Raw genomic sequence first — 20,158 nt, 5'->3', positions numbered from 1 at the left:
GTGGCGATTACGCAGCGAGTTTTGCTGCTTCTTTTGCCAATCGCTTGGCTACTCGTTCAGGCGGTTGACGCCACCGACGATGCAACCACCAATACTGCTCGGGTGCCATTTTGATCGCCACCGCAAGTCGCTCGTTGTACCACTGGGTCAACGTGGTAACCGATTGACAGACCTCGGCGGTGTCATTTAGTGGATCCGCGATACCGACGCAACCGGACTCGAATTGCATCGGTTCGCCGTCTTTGCGAATGGTATAGCTGACCAACATCGGTGCGTTGGAACTGAGCGAAAACAGGGCTAGCGCCTTGTGACTCGACGCGGGAACGCCCAGAAATGGCAACCAGCAACCTTTGTCGCCGGCATGTTGATCCGCCAGCAACGACAGCACCCCACCCTGTTTCAAATGTTGATCGATCAACGGCGCACACCCTTCTTTGTCGACCATGACTTGACCCTTGGCACCCCGAAATCGCTCAACCCAGCGATGCAGGTACGGGTTATCCAATTTGCGAGCGATCGTCGTCGTAGTGAATCCCATCAAACCGAGCACATAGCCGCCAATTTCAAAGTTGCCGAAGTGACCTGTCACTCCGACCATGGGACGATCACTCAGCAGCGTCTTCAGAATGACGCGGTTGTTCCGGAACGTCATGTATTCGCTCCAATTCGTCAGATGCAATCGCCGCTGAGCCCACGCGATCTCACACACCATCAAAATCAAGTGCTGCCACATGGAAAGTGACAATGCTCGGCGCTCGCGTGCGTTCGCATTTGGAAATACTCGCGACAGATTCTCTTCCGTCGCTTTATCTCGAATCTTCAGCGGTCCTGCCGCCAACCAAGCCACTTCATGAGCAAACGATTGCCCCATGTCTAGCGGCAAAGTCTGGATCACAGCAACCAACATTCGCACGACGCAGTAGGCGGCAAAGTCGGTGACGGTGCATTTCAGGCGGAGCAAGTTCTGTTTCACGATATGTGAATCCGATCTTACGAATAAAAAAATGTGGTGTTAAGCGGGCAGGAATTATTGGGTGAAATCCCGTTAGCCGTTTGGGCGCTAGCCCCGGTTAAACTCCGGAACCGTGGCTAGCGCCAAAACGGCTAATATACTGAAAGACTCCTGCCCAACCGCTGCACTAGCGAATCATTTGAGTCGACTCGTTACGTGTTGCAACCGATTCGCCCTGTGGGACTTCGTAAGCACTGAACTCGGCCCACAGCGGCATGTGATCGCTGATCAGCAACGCCTGAGCGTCACTGAACCCCAAGTCGCGTTGCAAATCGATCACACCAAAGCGACCGGTGTATTCGCGTGTCATTTCACGATCAATCAGAATGTGGTCGTATGTCTTCGTATGACGTGTGTTTGTAATCGTGTTTCCCCCGATCGAGAAGACGTTGGGGATCATCACCAATTCTTGCAAATGGTTGGCATCGACGTTCAAATCGCCCAGCAGGATGCAGTCCTCTTCGCCCATCCGGTCATATTCGTATTGGCGAACGCGGACAAACACGTCATCCAACACATTGATCTCGTTGCTTGTCGCATTCGGCGTGATTTCGTCGGGGTCCGTGTGGGCGTTGATCAGCGTAAAACTGAACGGTTTACGTCCATCCAGAGACGTCGTCAACGCTTGAAACGACGCTACCATCGGTTCACGGTGCATCCGATCGGCGTTGTCTTGAACCACGTAGGCACTGTCGCGAACCATTTGAATTCGCGTCTCGTCCCAGACAAAGGCATAACTTTCGGTGTACGTATTACGGCCGATCCGTGGGCTAACGCTTGCGGTGTATCGCCCACCCGAAACATTAATCAGATTGACGAGTCGTTCGATCGACGCGTTGTCACTGCCCATCACTTCTTGAATTGCAACCAAATCGAATTGACTCACGATTTGAGCCAATGTCCCCAACACGTCGACACCCTCGGTCATCCGCGTTGTCGACTTCTTGTCGCCAAATTTTTCAATATTAAACGTGGCAACGCGAATCGTCATGGGCGATCGTGCTCCCAATTGATTCAGCGTGATCGGTTGAATGGGTTCCTCGTTGACCGCGTCGGCAACCGAATCTCCCCCCGCCCATTGATCCAATGAGGCGAGATCGATCCGTCCGGTAACGACCATGAACAGCGCCGCGACGATCCCTGTCATACTGACCGAGGGGCCAATCCAGCGGACAAAGGGAATGTAGCTGAACACCGATCGCGCTTTGGAACTCGACTTTTTACGCGACCGTGACCGGCTGCTTTGCAATAGGTTCGATAGTAGGCCCACTTCGGCCTCCTTGCCGATGGTTGCTTTTGTTCGTCGTCAATCGCTCGCAAGCGTCGGTTTATTACGGTCGTAGCTACGCTCGCCAGAGCGTGGATTTCCGCCGCGATCACGACGGATGCTGCGTCGAAATTCGACTGCTATTTTCCGCTCGCACCCCGCGATCATTATCCCGCGATCATTATGCAGCGAACTTGTCCTTATGCTGCTTTTCCAATTGCTTTGATCGCGTCCTTTGCGAGTCGCTTCAGTCTTGCCGGAGCCGCCTCTGCCGTTTTTTCGAGTGATGCGAGGGCAGCTGCTGCCGCGGGCCCGATTTCCGCGAGCGCCCCAACCGCTCGTTCTCGCGCCGGCAGGGACATCGAATTTGTGACGCAATGCTGAAGAGCTTCGATGGCGGCGATGGAATCGGTGTTCAGTCGTCCCAGCATCGTGGCAGCCCAGTAACAGACCTCGCCATCATCCGAGTGAAGGATCAATTCAGCGAGTGCGTCAACCTCCGAGTCCTGCGGAGTGACGCTGCGGCCAAGTGCGTCGGCGGCCCACATTCGAACATCGTCGTCGCAGTCGCCAGCAAGCTTTACACAGACGATCGTAACGCCAGAAACCGATTTTTGGCTTGATATCTTTCGCAGCGCCGCGATTCGCACGTCAGCGTTATCGCTAACCAGTTTTTCGATCCATTCGGATTGTTCGCTCATTGCCCTGCGCTCCCAGTCAGCTGCCGTTTTCATTTGAAGCCTATCCGAAAAGAGGGCGTTCCCTTTTGCGGATAGGCGTGATAACGAGCTAACAAAAACGCTCAGTTTCACGCAAGAGCAAGTTCGACCACCACGCATTTGCAAGCAATGCAATGGGGCATTGAATTCCGAGATCACGCGTAGCGGAAGTGAGTAGGGCCGGTTCCTACCGGCCGACTCCGTCGAGTTGTTATGGACGGCCGGTGGGAACCGGCCCTACACGAACTACACGAACTTAGCGGATCTCGACCACCATCGGCTCGGTCCACTGCTTTTGCTCGGCGGTGTAGTACAAGTACGCTCGCGACGCCGGCCCGGTGTATTTGCCGGGGATCGCAGCGGTCACGCCAAACTCGATTTCCTTGACCGAGTCAGGCTCCACCGTCCGCCAGTAGAAAATCACCTCGCGTCCGTTGAGCTCGTAGTAGTCGAACCGCCCTGCCTTTTTCAGCTCGTCCAACCGCTCAATTTGCGGTTCCAAACCACCAGGCAGTCCGACGATCGCGACGGTCATCGGTTGGCCTTCGTTGGTCGTGTTGACCAGCGACGCCTTGACCGTCAACGAATCGCCCGCCGCGACGTTGCCATCCTTGTCAAACTGACCCGCCAATTTCGTGGTCACTTTCACGGGACACGCGTCATCGGATTCTGGCGTGGTCGCGTGGTAAGATACATCCACGGTGTACGACAGATTTTTCACCCCGTCGGCTTGCAGTGTCAGTTCAACTGAATCGGATTCGCTGAGCTTCGCTGCAATCGATTGACCGAGTCCGGCAATCTCCACCGCCGACCCGCTGCGGATGTCCTGCGGGATTTGAGTTTGGCCAATCACCTTGCCATCGAGCAACACGCTCAACACCGCACCGGCGGCGCTGACGTCTTGTTGATTGGAATGCGTGATTAACGCCTTCAGTGCCAACACAGTCGCTTGCGTTGACCCGAACCCGCCGTTGCCAGTTCGGTTGGCACGAATCCATTTCGCTGCCCCATCGGCGTTGGATTCGTACTTCGCAGCCTTGCTCCATGCCAACACAGCCAAAGCTGTCGTTTCCATCTTTTTCGACAATCCGCCACTGGACACGACCGTCGTTGCTCCTTCCAAATGACCGTCTTCCTGTTGCAACTGCGTTAAGCGATCCAGCAGTTTACGCCCTTCCTTGTTCCGGTTGACGTTCATCAGCGTCGCTGCCGAAAGCGAGATCAAATACGGATCATTTGACGCCTCAGCAACACGAGCGAGTTGGTCAAGTTCAGCCTTCAACTCGTTCGCAGTTCGTCGTGCTTGTCCCGCCGCAACATCGGCCTCCGAAAGTGCCCACAACACATACGCGTTGACGATTTGTTGTTTGACGGACCAAACATGCAGATGGCGTGGATTCCGTTTAAAACCACCTTTGCCATCACGACGGCTCATCAACCAGACTCGCGTTCGCGTGATCATTTCTTCGCTGACGTCCATCACCTTGGTCATGTCGTTGAACTGCATCAATCCGAATGCAGACAACGCTTCGTGCCCTGGATCGTTACCGAACCATTCGTAACCCCGTTTTTCGCACTCAAAGCTAGTCAGTTTCCCGTAGCCTCGTTCGAGCATCCCCATCGCACGCTGAGCGAATTCGGGATTGGCGGATTCCGATTTCTGCATATACAACAGCGCCATCGTGTTGGGATAGTTCGTTGCCGACGTTTGCTCGAAACACCCATGGGGCTCTCGCAAGATACTGTCGATTCCGGACATCACGTCCGCGACCGGCGACGGATAGGCTCGCACGGCAACCGCCAGCGAACCGTCAACAAAATCAGCGGGGATCGACAGCGGCACCGCTGCTTGATCACTCAAACGGCCTGCGATCGAGACGTTCACCGGATATCCCGCCGGTGCGATGTGCAGCGTCCGCCGGATGGAATCTTGCAGCGATTCTGTGCTGCCGCGAATTTCGACTTTCGCGTCCTGTTCGGCCGAACCTGCCAACACGTTGATCGACATCAATTCGCGACGTCGCTCGCCCGCAGCCAACGACAACGTGCGGCTCGTTTCACCAAGCGGCTGGAGTGCCGAATCAGTTTCGATCGACATCCCCACATTCATGTCCGCATTGGTCGCATTGATCACTGCGACCGGCAAATCGATGCGGTCGCCGGTGGTCACTTCCAGCGGCATCTTGGGTTCCATTTGGAACGGCAGTCGCGATGTCACCGCACCCGCAAACGATCCGATCCGGCCGCTGTTGGCGTGCGCATCGACGGCAACTCGAAACGTGGTCACCGAATCAGACAAGTCAAATCGGATTGACGCACGTCCTTCGGAATCGGTGACCAGAAGCGGTTGCCAGTACAGCGTTTCGGCAAAGTCTTCGCGGATCTCAGGGTCGCCCACGACATGGCGATGAGCGTACTGGCGAACAGGAAAACGAAGTTCGTCCAACAACTGAGACGCCAGCGAATCGGCATCCAATCCGCGAGCCGCCAACAATCGTTTCAAGTCGTCTGCGGTCAACGATTCGGTTTCGAACATCGCACGACTTTCGTCGAACTCGTGACGATTTTTTCCACCGAACCCACCTCCACCCATCGACGCCGCTTTGTTGCCAATTGCATTGTTGTTGAGATTATCACGTCTCGATTGAACGAAGCCGCTCTGTACCGCCGGTGCGACCGCTGGCATATCCATTCCGCCCATCACCATGCCATCCATCGCAAAGTCATCCATAAACATCCCTTCGGCCGCGTTCTTTCCTTCATTCGGCGCCGAGGATGCTGCGGGGGCCCCTTCGGCGGTTGCTGTATCTGCCGCAACCGATGCACGTTCGCTATATTCCCGCGCCCCACACCCATAGACGAACAAGGATGCCGTCGCCAACAACAACAGACTGGCGAAGCGAGCACTCGAAGCACGCCGCATTCGCACCGCGATCGAGATCATCCAAAGCAGCACAATCATCGCCATCAGAATCCTCATTTGAAACAGCACTAACCGCCACGCTGCCGACACGGCCTCGCGATACCGCGTCCACTGTTGAGCTTGATGTCCGTTGGTTTGAAAGCTCGCCTGAGTCGCCGACAACCGGTCGCCGTCGAGCTCCAGCAGTCGCACCAACTGTTCGCGGTAATCGACGTTAGGTTGATCCGACGATCCGCTGACAAAGCGTCGCCACCCCTGGGTGCCCAGCAGCAAGTCAACCGACTCCGCCGCCTCGTCACTGTCACTCAAGTAGAAATTTGCATGCTCGAGATCCTCGGGCTTTTGAATCTCGCTGGTCAACAGGAAATGAGTTCGCAGATTCGGTCGCTCGGTATCATCCAAACGCAGTGCCGCATCATCGACCACGGCAACGCCCAGCACCGCCGGTGTCGGTTCACCCGTTTCGTCACGCACTTGCAGAGTCAACCGCGTCGACTCGCCAGGCGATCGATCGAGCCCCTCGGCGGATTCGACGATCTCGACTTGCAATTGGTGTTCCTGACGACAAAACACAAGTCGTTCCACCAGCGGCAAGGCTGGCGTTTTATTGGTGTCTAGCACGGTTACTCGCACGACCCCGCTGGTACGTTTCCCCACCGGTATCGACATCGAATTCGTTCCTGGCGTCAGTGTCACGGTTTGCTCGTTGACCAATTGGCCTCGGCATACCGTCCGCACCAACACGTTTCGCTGCACCGTGCTGCGAACTTGCATCGTGATCGGTTCGCCCGCGTCATAGACGCCGACCCCCGTATCGATCACAGGCAACTCCTTCACTACCGCAGGCAACCTGACCAAATTGTGCACGTCGATGGGCGAACTGACCCGCAAGGAATAACGCTCGCCACGCTTGGGCACAAATTCAAATCGGCCCATTCCATCGCGAGTCGTTTCCAGCGTCGCCGCTTGGTGCCCATCGCGAGTTTGCACTTCGCCTTTGATGTCGATCGGTTCGCCGAGTGAATTACGAGCGACGAAGTAGACACGGTTTCGCAGCCCATCGACCAGGTAGCCGCCCTCGGGATAAAACTCGACGTCCACTCGTCCCAATTGAATCGGGATCGTTTTGACCTTGGTCTCTTGCGTCCCTCCGTCATCGATCACAACCGCCAATTGCCCAGCACCTTTGCGAATATTGGTGGGCAATTTGAATGAGATTGCGTAGGTGCCCAAGTCCGTTGTCTCCGCGGCTTCTTCGAAAATCACCTCGTCGTCGACTTTGGCAACGATCGCGACGGAAGTGTTGGCCAACATCCCTCCCTCGGCCCGCTCGGCCTTAAAATTGGCTTCCACGGTATCGCCCGGTCCGTAGCTGCGTTGGCTCAACTCGAGTTCTTTCTTGAAGCGGGGAACTCGGTACGCACGCACTTGGAATTCGCGACGCTCTTCGGGAAAGAACCCATCCAAACTTTTCGCGACCAACGTGTACGATCCTCCGGGCGCGGATTGCGGGATCGTGAATGCCCCGTTTCCGACCGCTCGCTCGGTCAACCCTTCGCTAAACATTCCTGCCACCGCAGCACCACTGGGGTCGATCAATTCGTAACGAATCGGCACGTCGACTTTGGGACGAAACGAGGTGCGTTGGAGCGTCAAGGATCGAAAGTAAACGGTTTCGCCGGGGCGATAAACCGGCCGATCGACGGTCAAGTAAGTCAAGCAGCGTGTCGGTTCCAGTGGCACCATGACACTCGATTCGGAGCGTACGCCGTTGGCCGAAGTGGCTTCGACGCGGAGTTGTGCTTCGCTGGGGATCACCAAGTCGTCGGGCAAAACAATTTTGCCAACGCCAAGATGGTCTGTTTCTGTGACCCCGGAAAACAACGTCACGTTGCGTGCCAGAACCGAGAACGACAACATCGCCGGAGTGACTTGAAATCCACCGACGCTCGATACGGATCCATCCAGCTTGGTCGTCTTGACCAGAAACTCGTTGGACGCGTTTGCACGGTCGAGCACTTTGGCTTCGATGCGTACCGCCGCTATTGGTTTCACAGGCAGTTCAGAAAATTGCGACCAACCGACAACGAAAAACGCCAGCAGTGCGGCGAGTCCCGCGAGCAGCGTCGGCGCTACCCAGACCGATGATTTCGAAACCTGACCCGACGGCGCTAGCCGCGGGCCCTGCAATTCATCGTCAACGAGGACCGCGGCTAGCGCCGTCGGCTCAGGTTGGACCGGCAATTTTGCCGCGTCGGCAATGTTACTCGCCAATTTCAACGTGTTGGCCCACTCGGCGGCAACGTCGGCATCGGACACGATCGCGGTGCGAAGCGCGGTCGCTTCGGATTCGTCCAGCAGATCGTAGTGCAGCTCCAACAACGCCTGTCGCAATGCGTCTTTGTCTTCGTATTGTTTGTTTAGATTCGTATTCATGATTGGCCTCCCACTGATTCACGCAGCTGGCGGATGGCGATTCGCATTCGCGTTTTGACGGTTCCGATCGGCAATGACATCGCTTCGGCAATTTGCTCGTAGGTCATGTCACCGTTTTGGCGAAGCAGAAAGACCTCGCGTTCTTCTTCGCGAAGCCGAAGGACTTGGGCCTGCAGCACCGAGAGCTGTTCGTCTCTCAGCAGTGCGGCGTCGGGTGAGTCGGCGGTCGAGACCATTTCGGTTTCCTCCAAGATTGGTTGCCGCCGCCGATTCCATGCGGCTTTGCGACAATCGCGGCCGGTGTTCAGTGCAATCCGAAACACCCAAGCCCTCAAATTCGAGACCTGATCCATCTGTTGTCGATGCCGCCAACACTTCAGGAACGTTTCCTGCAGCGCATCGCGAGCGTCTTCACGATTTCCGACCAAATAGAACAGCGTCCCGATCAATTCTCCGTGCGCATCGTCAAACTGGGCCTCCAATCGCGATCGGAGCCGTGGGTCGAGCGTGTCATCAGAACTTGCGGGCGTTGATTCCATGGGTCTAAAGATAAGACGAGCCAGCCCATGGCAGGGATTTCAAAAAGAATAAAAAGTTATCCCGTAGCGGAAGTCGTAAAGACTTTCGGCCCGCGCCAGCCTTTTAGGACGTTCGGAACAATAAATGGCGGGCGGTAGTGGACGAGGCTACGAGTCCTGCAGCTTCACTGAGCCAAAAAGGACTCGTTGCCTCGTCCACTACGGAAGACGCCGCCAGTTATTCTTCTGACGGTCCTTCGTAGCGGAATTCACGCGAGAGTTTCGGGATATTCACAATCCACACAAAAAGTCTTGACGACTTTCGCTACGGGATTTGAGGGTGCTTGATAACAGGCTGGAAGCCTATCCCACATTTTAGCGGCGGCGGGCGACTCGCAGCTTCGCACTGCGGCTACGGGCGTTATGTGCCACTTCGGATTCGGTTGGCCGTAGCGGCTTTTTCGTCAACACTTCCCAGCGATCGTCGTCTCGGAACGCATTTTTCACGATCCGGTCCTCGAGCGAATGGAAACTGATGATCACCATTCGGCCGCCCGCTGACATCCAATCCGGAGCGTCTCGAAGCGTCCGCTCCAGAATCCCAAGCTCGTCATTCACGGCAATTCGCAGTGCCTGGAACGTCCGCGTCGCTGGGTGAATGTCGTGATTGCGGCTACGAGGCACACAGCGGCGACAAATTTCGACCAATTCGTTGACCGTACTGATCGGTTGCCGCTCGCGTTGTTTCGCCACGATCGCTCGCGCAATCCGGCGACTGAAACGTTCTTCGCCGTATTGGTAGATGGCGTCGGCGATCTGTTTTTCGTCGTGCTGAGCCAACCAACGACTCGCTGGAACGCCATTTTCCGGGTCGAATCGCAAATCCAACGGCCCATCGACCGTGTAGCTAAAGCCACGCTCACGATCGGCCAATTGGTCACTCGACAACCCCAGATCCAACACCATCGCGTCGGCGCTCGTCAGATCAAATTGGTCGAGCGCCTTAGCGGCCTGCTCGTAGCTGGCCAAGAAAACGGTCAGCCGAGGGTCGTGCGTTTCACTCTCCACGCGTGCACTGACCGCGGGATCACGGTCCAAACCGATCACGCGAGCGTCGGCGTCCTCGATCGCTTCGAGCAACAACCGCGAGTGACCGCCGCCTCCGTACGTTCCATCGATCACCACCTTGGGCGGCGTTTGGGCCACCTCAGGATTGGCGACCCAATACACCACCTCGTCCGGCATCACCGAGACGTGGCACGTATCGATCTCGCTCGGCTCAGCTTCTTCGTTGGACAACGTCTCTTCCTAGCGTTCGGTTATAGGTGCATGATCTAGCCGAACGATTCTACAGGATCGCGAGAACTATCCAACGGTATTGACGCCGGCGGCAACGAGCCTAGAGGTAGCGAAACTCGCGAAGAGTTTCGGCCATCATCGCGAGTAGGGCCGGTTCCTTGTATAGACCGGAGACATGGGTGGCGCTTTTTCGGGGACATGGGTGGCGCTTTTTTGCAGTAATCATACTTACTCCTTTTAGGAGCAAGTATGGGCTGGAAAGAGTTCGATCGAGTGTCCCAACGAGAAGAGTTTGTCCGCTTGGCAGAGGCCGACGGAGTCAATTTTAGCCGGTTGTGCGAGCGATTTGGCATCTCACGCAAGACCGGCTACAAGTGGCGAGAGCGTCACCGAGCTTGCGCCGAAGAACCTTTGGTGGATCGCTCGCGAAAACCTCACCGATCCCCCACACAGACGCCTGCGGAGATCGAGCAGAAAGTGCTGCAGATCCGCGATGCTCACCCGGCCTGGGGCGGCTTGAAGATTCGCAAGCGGCTCAAAGTCATGGGTGAAAAAACGCTTCCTTCGCCCAGCACGATCGCCGCTGTCTTGAAGCGACATGATCGCATCAGTGACGCTGAATCGGCCAAGCGAAAGCCATGGACGCGGTTCGAGCGAGAGCGTCCCAACGAGCTGTGGCAAGTTGACTTCAAGGGCGAGTTCGCGCTGAACAACAAGAGCTATTGTTACCCGCTAACCCTGCTGGACGATCACTCCCGGTTTTCACTGGGGATCCTCGCTTGTGGGAATCAAACGCGGCAAACGGTGCAAAGTCATTTTCGCAACGTGTTCGCAATTTACGGGCTTCCACACGCGATTTACGTCGACAACGGCAACCCGTGGGGCGGTAGTCACTTGATGCGTCACACACGTTTTACGGCGTGGTTGATGCGTCACGATGTGGAAGTGATTCACGGTCGTCCACACCATCCTCAGGGCCGCGGCAAGCTGGAGCGATTTCATCGCACGCTAAAACTCGAAGCCCTGCAGGATCGCTCACTGAGCACGCTGGCGGAAGCTCAAGAGTGCTTTGATCTTTGGCGAGACGTCTACAACTTGGAGCGTCCTCACGGGGCATTGGATTTGGAAACACCTTCGCAGCGATACCAAATCAGTGAGCGACGTTTTCAGGAGAAAACGGATCCGTTCGAGTATAGCGATCGCTACCAAACACGCCGCGTCAACAGGGTTGGCCAGTTCCGTTGGAAGGGGAAGACGTACCGCATCAGCGAAGCATTCCAGGACCATCCTATCGGCTTGAGTGGGACTCAAACGGACGGTGTTTGGGATGTCAGTTGCTGTCGTTTTGTGGTGGCCCAGATCGACGAGCGGACTGGCGAAATTCGACGTCACCAGCCTCGCGGCTGAAGTTCGCTTGCGCTCACTTCAGCCGCGAGGCTGGTGAGCGAGGACGGGGAAAGCTATGCTTTCTCCGCCCCCCGCTGTCTTGTTCAAAGCGCCACCCATGTCCCCGAACGAAATATTCCTACCGGCCGACTGCATCGCGCGATCAACATCGGCCGATGGGAACCGGCCCTACTTGAGACATCAGCCGACGGACTCGTTGCACTGCAGCGCCTTGTCCAAATTGCGGCTCACTTCCTTCAAGCGATCCAAATCGCCACCACCAACTTCGGCAGCCAACCATCCGGTGAACTTGATATCGCGCAGAGCCTTCTTCACGCTCGGCCAATCGATGTCACCTTCGGTAATCTTGGTGAACTTGCCCGTCTCACGCGAGAAACCTTTGATATCGAGTTTCTTGATTCGCTTGTCGAGCGTGCGAATCCAAGCCGCAGGATCGCCAAATTTCCAGTGGTTGCCGATGTCAAACTGAGCACCGACCCACGGCGAGTCGAAATCGTCGATGAACGCGGCAAAGGCGTCGGCCGTCTGGTCCGTCCCGCCATTGGGATCGTAGAACATTTCGTTCCACACGTTTTCCATCACAATCGAAACGCCCAATTTCTCGGCGTCCGGAAGCGCTTGACTAATATTGTCCATCGCTCGCTTGTAGACTTCGTCCGCGGTTCCATCCGAACCACGTCCAGGAACCAACAGCATCGTGTCGGCACCCACGGCAGCGGTTTGTTCGAGTCCCTTGCGAAGACTCGCCAGCGCTTTGGCTCGCGTCTCGGGGCTGGCGTCGGTGTGACGCACACCCCAGTGATCGGCACCGACCGTACCATCGATGATCAAGCCGGTTTCTTTCGCCGCCGCGTTGGCTTCGTCGACATCGAATCCAGGTGCGTTCAGTTCGACGCCTTCAAAACCCGCTTCTTTTGCCGCGGCAAATTTATCGGTCAGCGAACCTTTGACACGGATCATGCCGATTTTGAGCGTCTTACGGAGCCAAGGTTTGTCGGCGGCAGCATCCGCAGCTGCGGCGGTCGATGGACGCATCATTGCCAAACCAGCGACCGAAGCCGCACCGAGTTGTAGAACTTGACGACGCGGAAAGAGCGTTTGTTTTTTCATGGCGGGAATTCACTCGCAGGGCAAAGGTGGGATTCGGGGTGAAGGTCGCCGCCCATTGTAAACGCGTTTCGCCGTCGAGCGGCGCGTGAACCATGGAAATTTGTCAGCCGTAGCGAAAGTCGCAGAGACTTTCGGCGATGTTGGTGGGGTGGACGTGGGCTGATGACAGGCTGGAAGCCTATCCCACATTGAGGGGACGAAAGTCGTGACGGCTTGTTGATTTAGTGAGCCGCTCGCGCGTGAGCGGCCGGGTCCCGTGCATTACCCGGTGCCTTACGGCCCACGGCTCACCACCGAAATTTGGATGTGGGAGTATTGATGACAGGCTGGAAGCCTTTTTATACCCCAAAACATTTTCTTGCCTTTTCTCGTGTGTGTGCGAATGATTCTGCGATTTAGATTTTCATCGCACGGAGGTTGCACGGATGGTTATCGATTGGGTACGGCAGGAATTTGAATCGTTGGACCTGGGCCACAAGCGGCGGGTGGATCGCGTTGTTAAGTTTGTCTCTCAAGCTTCCTCGATCGGCGAGTCGACACCGGACCGTGTTCGTTCCAAAGCTGACTTGAAGGGAATTTATCGCTTAGCCAACAACCCCAAGGTAGACGTGGATCAAATCTTCGACGCACATCATCAGGCCGCTCGAAAGCGATGCGGCGAGCACAAACGGGTCTTTCTGGATCAGGACTCGTCCGAGTTCGATCTGACCAAGCCAAAGCAGCAGGTCAGCGGGGCAGGACCGCTTTCGGGCGGCAAACGTTTTGGCTTTTTCTACCATCCGCTCTACGCCGTTGCTGCCCCAGGCATCCCCTTGGGAGTGGTCGACCAAGTTCTTTGGACTCGTGATGCGACGTCATTGGAAGTGCCAGCCAAGGAGCGCAAAGCCGAACGGCAGCGACGCTGTTTTGAAGAAAAAGAGAGCAGCCGATGGATGGAAATGATGCAAAGCGGCGAGCAAATCGCCCGCTCGATGCCGCAAACTCAGTTCATTCAGCTTTCCGACAGCGAATCGGACATTGGCGAACTGCTGGCCGAGGCGGCGGAGTTTCCAGAGAACTATGGATTCATCATTCGTCAGTGCCGGACTCAGAAGATCGTCGCCGCCGTCGATGCGGTCACCGGCTCGCCGATTGATGATGTCACGACAATTGAAGAGACGCTTTCAAAGGTCGCTTGGCGTGGAGAGAAAACGGTTTCGATCGGTGGCCGAGACGCTCCGGTGCTTCCAGATGATAAGAAACGAGCTCGGAAACAGGCACGTATTTCACGCGAAGCGCTGGTGCAATTTCGCAGCGTGCGCGTCAAAGTTGCCGGAACCGGGCGGTCCAGCACTGGCAAGTTGACCGACACTTGGATCAATGTGGTGGAGTCGCTCGAGGTGGATCCGCCAATCGGTGAAGCCCCGATTAACTGGATGCTTCTGACAACCCTGCCGGTCAGTTCGGCGGAAGAAATTGACGAGGTTTTGACCGGCTACTGTTTTCGTTGGCTAGTGGAGTTGTACTTCAAAACACTTAAAAGTGGGCTTCACATCGAAGACATGAAGTACGAAACATTGGAGCGTTATATACGAGCGTTTTCGATGCTCACGGTCGTCGCTTGGAGAGTGGAGTACCTCAAGGGCGCCACACGTCATGACGGACAGTCGCCCTGCACGGTCTACTTTAGCGAAGACGAATGGATGGCGATCATGATATTTCTAACTAAACGCCCGGTCGATCCGAAGTCTCCACCAACGATGGAAGCGTTCGGAAAATCGATCGCCATCCTAGGCGGCTACATCGACAAAAAATCGCAGGGTCCTGCCGGCTCAAGAACTCTCTGGCGAGGGATGAACCGTTTCTCGACCATCGTTGAAGCGTTCGTTGCATTCAAGCAAATGAGTTTTGGGGTATAAAAAGGCTGGAAGCCTATCCCACATTGAGGGGACGAAAGTCTTGACGGCTTGTTGATTTAGTGAGCCGTGACGCGTGAGCGGCCGGGTCCCGTGCATTACACGGTGCCTTACGGCCCACGGCTCACACCGTAATTTGGATGTGGAAGAGCTGATGACAGGCTGGAAGCCTATCCCACATTGAGGGGACGAAAGTCGTGACGGCTTGTTGATTTAGTGAGCCGCTCGCGCGTGAGCGGCCGGGTCCCGTGCATTACCCGGTGCCTTACGGCCCACGGCTCACCACCGTAATTTGGATGTGGGAGAGCTGATGACAGGCTGGAAGCCTATCCCACATTGAGGGGGCGAAAATCTTGGCGACTTACGAGACGAATCGGCGGATGCGGACGGCGGACGCTTGGCCTTGCGGGGTCACGTTCACGCTGATGAACTCGTCGCCCGCAGGAACGCCCGCACCCACACATGCGTTGATCGGGCACGCAGGATCGAGGTTCTCGCAATTCAAAATCGGGAACAACTCGCCACCGAGTGCATCCAGACTGGCGACAATCTCGACCATCGATCCACCTGCACCGAGATTTCCGAAGTGCCCCTTCGCTGTCGTTACCGGTGGCTGATCCGAAGGAGGCCCAAAGACGTCCGCGATCGCTTCGGCTTCGTAACGATCGCCTTCGACCGTCCCCAGGCCATGAGCGTGAATGTGACCGATCGATTTCGGATCGGCCTTACCCAATGCCCCTTTCAACACGTTTCGCACCGCTTGGCGAATGAAATCTTCGCCAGCACCGGATCCGACCGCACTGCTGCTGAACCCGACGACTTCGCCAAGAATCGTAGCGCCGCGTGCTTGGGCGTGTTCGAGCGATTCGCACATGATCGCGGCGGCGCCTTCGCCGACCACGCTGCCGTCACGTGAAACGTCAAACGGGCGGCTCATCTTGCTTGGATCTTCAGTGTCGGCAGCAAGATCTTCTTGCAGCGAAGCGTGCAGCGTTCGCAGCGGATGAACGCGAGAACCGGTCGCACCCACGATCAATGCGTCGGCGTGACCTCGCTCGATCGTCGAGACGGCTTCGCCCAGCGCCGCACCACCGCTCGCTTCACGAACGGTAATTGAATTATTGGGTCCACGCAGATTGTTATAGATCGCAATGTGGCTGGCCGGCATGTTCGGCAAGTACTTCAGCAACCACAGCGGATTGACTTGCGGACGACCTTCGCCCCCCCACTTGTCAAAATGGAAGGTACCTTCGTCGTCCATGCACTTCAAAATGCCTGCTGAAAATTCTTCGGGCAACGACATGATGTAGTCACAACCGTAGACCACACCGACCCGCTCGGGATCACGCTTGTCTTCGCTCAGTCCGGCGTCGTGCAGGGCCAACTGAGCCACCGCGACGCCCATCTCGATTTCGCGGCACATCACCTTGCTGCCTTTGCGAATCGTACGTTGCAGCGGTTTGTCTAGCGGACCGTAGTTGGAGATATCGCCGGTGAATTCCGTCGCTTCCGCACCATGGTCGATGCCGAGCACGCCCTGCGGCACCTGAGTAAATGGCCCAATGCCGCTTTTGCCAGCTCGTAAAGCCGACAGCATTGCTGAAGATTCAATTCCGAGCGGACTGACAACACCGCGACCTGTGATCACAACGCGACGAGAGGGGGTTCTATCCATGGAAGGTCTACGACCGAATACGGTCGGTTCACTGAGAGAGTCGAGAAACGCGTAGTTGCGTCAAAATACAGAGGGAGCGAGACGACATTCTAGCCAGATTCGGCGAATCGTTTCAGTAGGGGCAAAACAGAGCGTTTTGGTCAATGAATGTGGGATAGGCTTTCAGCCTGTCGAGGAGACAATGGCTGGCTGGATGCCAATTCTACACCCCCCCACCGAAACTCTTGGCGAGTTTCGCTACTTAAAATCATGCATTTTTGTCGGCTTAGTATCGGCCGCGGTGTGGCGCGTCAAACGGGATCGCCGACGCAGTCCGTGGGGCGATGGGATTGGTCGTCAAATTTTCGGACGCACGGCCGCGGAATTCGACGAACATCAACGCGTCGGCTCGTCCCGAAGTGTTCCCAGTCAACATGTCCAGATTCATGATCGACGATCCGCCCTGTCGCTCCGGGCTGGCCACGACGCCACACGACAACAACAACACCTTGTCCGATTCCCAGCGGAATCGTTCGTGCAATCGCCAACTGACGACCTGAGGCACGTCGATTTTCGTGCGATGCACTTGTTGATTGCGAAGCGGCAACTCAAGTTCTACCGAATTGAATTTGTCGACTTGGTCGATTTCGGCCTTGATCATCACGTCGATGATGCTGTTGTTGGTCGACAACAATGGACTCAGTGACAACCGATAGCCCTCTTGGACTTCGCCGGTTTCGGGTTCGTACGGCGGCCATCCTTGCGGTGATTCGCGGACGTTTCGGACGTAGTTGCGGCCGCGAGTTCGTGACAATTTTTCGGTTTGGCCGTTGAAAATCGGCAAATCGACGCCCTGAACTTCGCGAGCATCAGTGCGTTGGCGAAGCATATTCAAAACCACTGCCGCGTTTTCTTTGCTCAACAACCAAGCTTGAACGCCTGGCGAATCGACTGGCACATGCGTCATCAACATGTGAGCACGGGCACGCCAATTGGGATTTCCCACGGTCATCAATCGCAGATGCAGCACCTGCGGCTGGATGTCGCCGGCGATGAACCGATCAACGATTCCCGCAACGACTTGATGGACTTCGGGTGTGTGGTAGACCGACAACTCGTCCCGCGTCGCGCTCATGAACCCAAACGGCTCGGTGAACCAGACGTCGGTGCCGGTTTCACGCAAAATCCAGTCAATTACCGCCTGCTCGGGCCGGTCATGCTGGGTCAAATAGCGTGTGTAGGCAGTCAAATCGTAGACGCGATGCTCTTGCCCCGCACTTCGCGGCAATTCGCCTCCGCCTGTAACTTGGCCGTTGGCTTGCGGTCGTGCCGCAGCCGGTTGCCGGTTGGCGGGATTTTGCTGCAAACTCGGCGGTGTCGCGCCTGCGGGCAACCCCATTCCTGGCGGTGGCGCCTGCGCGTTTGCCACATTCACGTGGCTGAGGGCAACAAGAGTGGCGCAAAACGCCCCAGCAATCAAAATTGGTCGCATCGATTCCATTCCTGGCCGATTTAGGAAAACAAGTATTCGTCCCCTGGCTATACGACTTGAATTGAATTGGTCGCAAGGTTGAAAAAACAGCAAAATTGCTTGAATCTCCTCGTTTTCGTTGGGTGGGGCGAGAAACCTCCTCAGTAAAACGCGTCTAATTGCCTGCGAAACTCCACCCAGTCACCGCAGCCCCCCAAAAACGAGGGCGATCGCCCCAACCTCTTCATCCCCCTTCCCCCCCGGCGTCTGACGATTTCTTTTGTGAATTAAAAATGCTAGCGGTTGTTGTTTTTGTGACCCGGCGATTAGAATTCCTCACAAATCTCATCCACGCTTCGCGCTCCCTTATACCCTTCGCGACTACCGGGCCACTGACTTGGAATTCTCAGCACTAACCGAATTACTTTGTGGTCTGATTGGCGGACTCGGGATTTTCCTTCTGGGCATGAAAAACATGTCCGAAGGGATGCAGGCGGTTGCCGGCAGCAGTCTGCGAAAAATGATCGCTGCGGTAACGAACAACCGTTTCTTCGCAACCATCGTCGGTGTCATCGTCACCTGTGTGGTCCAGTCCAGCTCGATCACGACCGTGATGGTGGTGGGCTTCGTCAACAGTGGCGTGATGGAACTGTCCCAAGCGATCGGCGTGATCATGGGTGCCAACATCGGTACCACGATCACCGGTTGGATCCTGGTGTTGAAGATAGGCAAATACGGCTTGCCTGTCCTCGGAGGCGCCGCGTTCGTTTACCTCTTCTCGCGCGGCGAGCGGGCAAGGTATTGGGCGATGGCGATCATGGGCGTCGGCATGGTCTTCTTCGGCTTGGAATTGATGAAGGACGCTTGTTCGATCATCAAGCAAATGCCTGATTTCGAAGCGTGGTTTAAATCGTTTGAGGCAGACTCTTACATCGGCGTTTTGAAGTGCGCATTTATTGGCTGCGTGTTAACGACACTGGTTCAGTCTTCGTCGGCAACGCTTGGCATCACAATCTCGTTGGCCTCGCAAGGCATCATCACCTACGAAACCGCCGCGGCTCTCGTGCTGGGCGAAAACATCGGTACCACGATCACGGCGTTTCTGGCATCGCTCGGAGCGACCACGAACGCGCGGCGAGCGGCCTATTTCCACGTCATCTTTAACATGGTGGGGGTAATCTGGATCACTGCGATTTTCCGCTACTACATCGTGCTGATCAAATGGCTAATGGTGGGCGACGTCGACACCGAATTGATCGTCGGAGGTGAAACGACCTATCCCAACCGAACCGCAGCGATCGCGGCGACGCATTCGATATTTAACGTCGCGAACGTATTACTGTTCCTTATGTTTGTTCCCCAATTCGTTCGCTTTTTGAATTGGATCGTTCCGGCCAAAGATTTCAAAGAGAAGCCTCGCTTGACCGATCTCGACATCCGGTTGTTGGAAACACCGCTGTTGGCAATTGAGCAATCACGTCGCGAGATCGCGCGGATGGCAGATGGCTGTTCCAAAATGCTCGACTGGTTGGCGGAATTGATCCAACAGGACAGTCCTGACAAAGCCCTGGCGGACCGCTTGCGAAAACGAGAACAGGTGCTCGATTCGATCCAGGATGAAATCGCGGTTTACGTGACCAATCTGCTCGCCAGTAATCTGCCGCACTCGGTGGCCGACGAAGCACGTCGTCAACTGCGGATGGCGGATGAATACGAATCGATCAGCGATTACATCGTCAATCTGGAGAAGTTCGACCGCAAGTTACGCCGCGATGAACTGCGATTTTCCCCAACGCAAATTCAAGACTTGGTGCAATTGAACCAAATCGCGGCGGAGTATTTGCGTGAAGTCAACGAAGCATTCCATCAGGGCAATGACAACGTCATCACCAAGACCGATGCGGCAAGCAAACGAGTGCGAACGAAGATCAAAACGCTTCGAAAATCGCACTTAGAAGAGCTTTCTGGCGGCGAGATTCCGCCGTTGGTCAGCGTCGCCTACCTAGCGGCACTCAATGCCTATGCTCGCGTCCGCGACCATTCGCAAAACATCGCCGAATCGATCCCCAGCGAATAGAAACGGTAGCGAAACTCGCGTAGAGTTTCGTCCCCTCAATGTGGGATAGGCTTCCAGCCTGTCATCGGCACTCCCAAATCCAAATTTCGGTAGTGAGCCGTGGGCCGTAAGGCACCGGGTAATGCATCAAACCCGGCCGCTCACGCGCGAGCGGCTCACTAAATCAACAAGCCGCTTGTTCGACTGTCCCATTTTTTCGATTTCAGCGTATTTGTGAGCCGACGGCGCTAGCCGCGGGCCTTATTTTTCCAACGTTTTACCGAGCCGCGGCCCGACGCTAGCGCGTTCGGCTCACAAAATGGGACAGTCGAACTTGCGGGGAAATCGACGAAAGCCTTGACGACTTCCGCTACGCTACTGTCCGAGAATT

Annotated in this window: 12 protein-coding genes; 3 read left to right on the top strand and 9 right to left on the bottom strand. The window is 56.0% G+C overall.

Features of this window, described 5'->3' with window-relative positions; all coding sequences use genetic code 11:
• Positions 1–7: 7 nt before the first annotated feature.
• The 6 genes from SH528x_RS15310 to rsmH all read right to left on the bottom strand — a co-directional run bounded on the left by SH528x_RS15310 (position 8) and on the right by rsmH (position 10,174).
• Positions 8–973 carry a lysophospholipid acyltransferase family protein gene (locus SH528x_RS15310; protein ID WP_442511385.1) on the bottom strand — a complete coding sequence of 322 codons (966 nt, stop codon included), beginning with the start codon at positions 971–973 and terminating at the stop codon, positions 8–10.
• 166 nt (positions 974–1,139) lie between these two features.
• A complete protein-coding gene (locus SH528x_RS15305; RefSeq protein ID WP_442511384.1) occupies positions 1,140–2,207 on the bottom strand; it encodes an endonuclease/exonuclease/phosphatase family protein in 1,068 nt (355 codons plus the stop codon).
• A 272-nt stretch (positions 2,208–2,479) separates the two neighbouring features.
• Positions 2,480–2,980 (bottom strand): HEAT repeat domain-containing protein, encoded by a 501-nt coding sequence (locus tag SH528x_RS15300; protein WP_442511383.1) that lies wholly within the window; start codon positions 2,978–2,980, stop codon positions 2,480–2,482.
• A gap of 274 nt (positions 2,981–3,254) precedes the next feature.
• Positions 3,255–8,357, bottom strand: coding sequence for an MG2 domain-containing protein (locus SH528x_RS15295; RefSeq protein ID WP_442511382.1), 5,103 nt, complete (start codon positions 8,355–8,357; stop codon positions 3,255–3,257).
• The gene (locus SH528x_RS15290) at positions 8,354–8,896 is read right to left on the bottom strand and encodes an RNA polymerase sigma factor (protein ID WP_442511381.1); all 543 of its coding nucleotides are present in this window, start codon (positions 8,894–8,896) and stop codon (positions 8,354–8,356) included. Before SH528x_RS15290 ends, SH528x_RS15295 begins: the two co-directional genes overlap by 4 nt.
• 354 nt (positions 8,897–9,250) lie before the next feature.
• The gene (gene rsmH, locus SH528x_RS15285) at positions 9,251–10,174 is read right to left on the bottom strand and encodes a 16S rRNA (cytosine(1402)-N(4))-methyltransferase RsmH (protein WP_442511380.1); all 924 of its coding nucleotides are present in this window, start codon (positions 10,172–10,174) and stop codon (positions 9,251–9,253) included.
• 273 nt (positions 10,175–10,447) lie between these two features.
• Here rsmH and SH528x_RS15280 point away from each other — a divergent pair, with 273 nt between their 5' ends.
• Entirely contained in the window at positions 10,448–11,581 is a 1,134-nt protein-coding gene (locus tag SH528x_RS15280; RefSeq protein ID WP_442505561.1) for an IS481 family transposase, read from the top strand.
• 180 nt (positions 11,582–11,761) lie between these two features.
• On the opposite strand, the gene SH528x_RS15275 is transcribed toward SH528x_RS15280, so the two are convergent.
• On the bottom strand, positions 11,762–12,691 hold the full coding sequence (locus SH528x_RS15275; protein WP_442511379.1) for a sugar phosphate isomerase/epimerase family protein: 930 nt from the start codon (positions 12,689–12,691) through the stop codon (positions 11,762–11,764).
• 425 nt (positions 12,692–13,116) lie between these two features.
• Here SH528x_RS15275 and SH528x_RS15270 point away from each other — a divergent pair, with 425 nt between their 5' ends.
• Positions 13,117–14,589, top strand: coding sequence for an IS4 family transposase (locus tag SH528x_RS15270; protein ID WP_442506501.1), 1,473 nt, complete (start codon positions 13,117–13,119; stop codon positions 14,587–14,589).
• A gap of 358 nt (positions 14,590–14,947) precedes the next feature.
• Here the strand turns inward: SH528x_RS15270 and SH528x_RS15265 are convergent, their stop codons facing one another.
• Both SH528x_RS15265 and SH528x_RS15260 read right to left on the bottom strand, forming a co-directional pair.
• On the bottom strand, positions 14,948–16,261 hold the full coding sequence (locus SH528x_RS15265; RefSeq protein ID WP_442511378.1) for a beta-ketoacyl-[acyl-carrier-protein] synthase family protein: 1,314 nt from the start codon (positions 16,259–16,261) through the stop codon (positions 14,948–14,950).
• A gap of 265 nt (positions 16,262–16,526) precedes the next feature.
• Positions 16,527–17,732: a hypothetical protein gene (locus SH528x_RS15260; protein WP_442511377.1), complete on the bottom strand. Its 1,206-nt coding sequence runs from the start codon at positions 17,730–17,732 to the stop codon at positions 16,527–16,529.
• A 376-nt stretch (positions 17,733–18,108) separates the two neighbouring features.
• Here SH528x_RS15260 and SH528x_RS15255 point away from each other — a divergent pair, with 376 nt between their 5' ends.
• A complete protein-coding gene (locus SH528x_RS15255; RefSeq protein WP_442511376.1) occupies positions 18,109–19,788 on the top strand; it encodes a Na/Pi cotransporter family protein in 1,680 nt (559 codons plus the stop codon).
• Positions 19,789–20,158 lie beyond the last annotated feature (370 nt).

This window comes from Novipirellula methanifontis, from assembly GCF_052161655.1.
GTDB lineage: Bacteria > Planctomycetota > Planctomycetia > Pirellulales > Pirellulaceae > Novipirellula.
Note: the sequence above shows the minus strand (reverse complement) of the source record. Positions and strands in the feature narration are given on the sequence as shown.

Coding starts and splice junctions, on each gene's coding strand:
- SH528x_RS15295 (WP_442511382.1), bottom strand. CDS start 8,357: ATGAATACGAATCTAAACAAACAATACGAAGACAAAGACGCATTGCGA.
- SH528x_RS15260 (WP_442511377.1), bottom strand. CDS start 17,732: ATGCGACCAATTTTGATTGCTGGGGCGTTTTGCGCCACTCTTGTTGCC.
- SH528x_RS15265 (WP_442511378.1), bottom strand. CDS start 16,261: ATGGATAGAACCCCCTCTCGTCGCGTTGTGATCACAGGTCGCGGTGTT.
- SH528x_RS15270 (WP_442506501.1), top strand. CDS start 13,117: ATGGTTATCGATTGGGTACGGCAGGAATTTGAATCGTTGGACCTGGGC.
- SH528x_RS15290 (WP_442511381.1), bottom strand. CDS start 8,896: ATGGAATCAACGCCCGCAAGTTCTGATGACACGCTCGACCCACGGCTC.
- SH528x_RS15275 (WP_442511379.1), bottom strand. CDS start 12,691: ATGAAAAAACAAACGCTCTTTCCGCGTCGTCAAGTTCTACAACTCGGT.
- SH528x_RS15300 (WP_442511383.1), bottom strand. CDS start 2,980: ATGAGCGAACAATCCGAATGGATCGAAAAACTGGTTAGCGATAACGCT.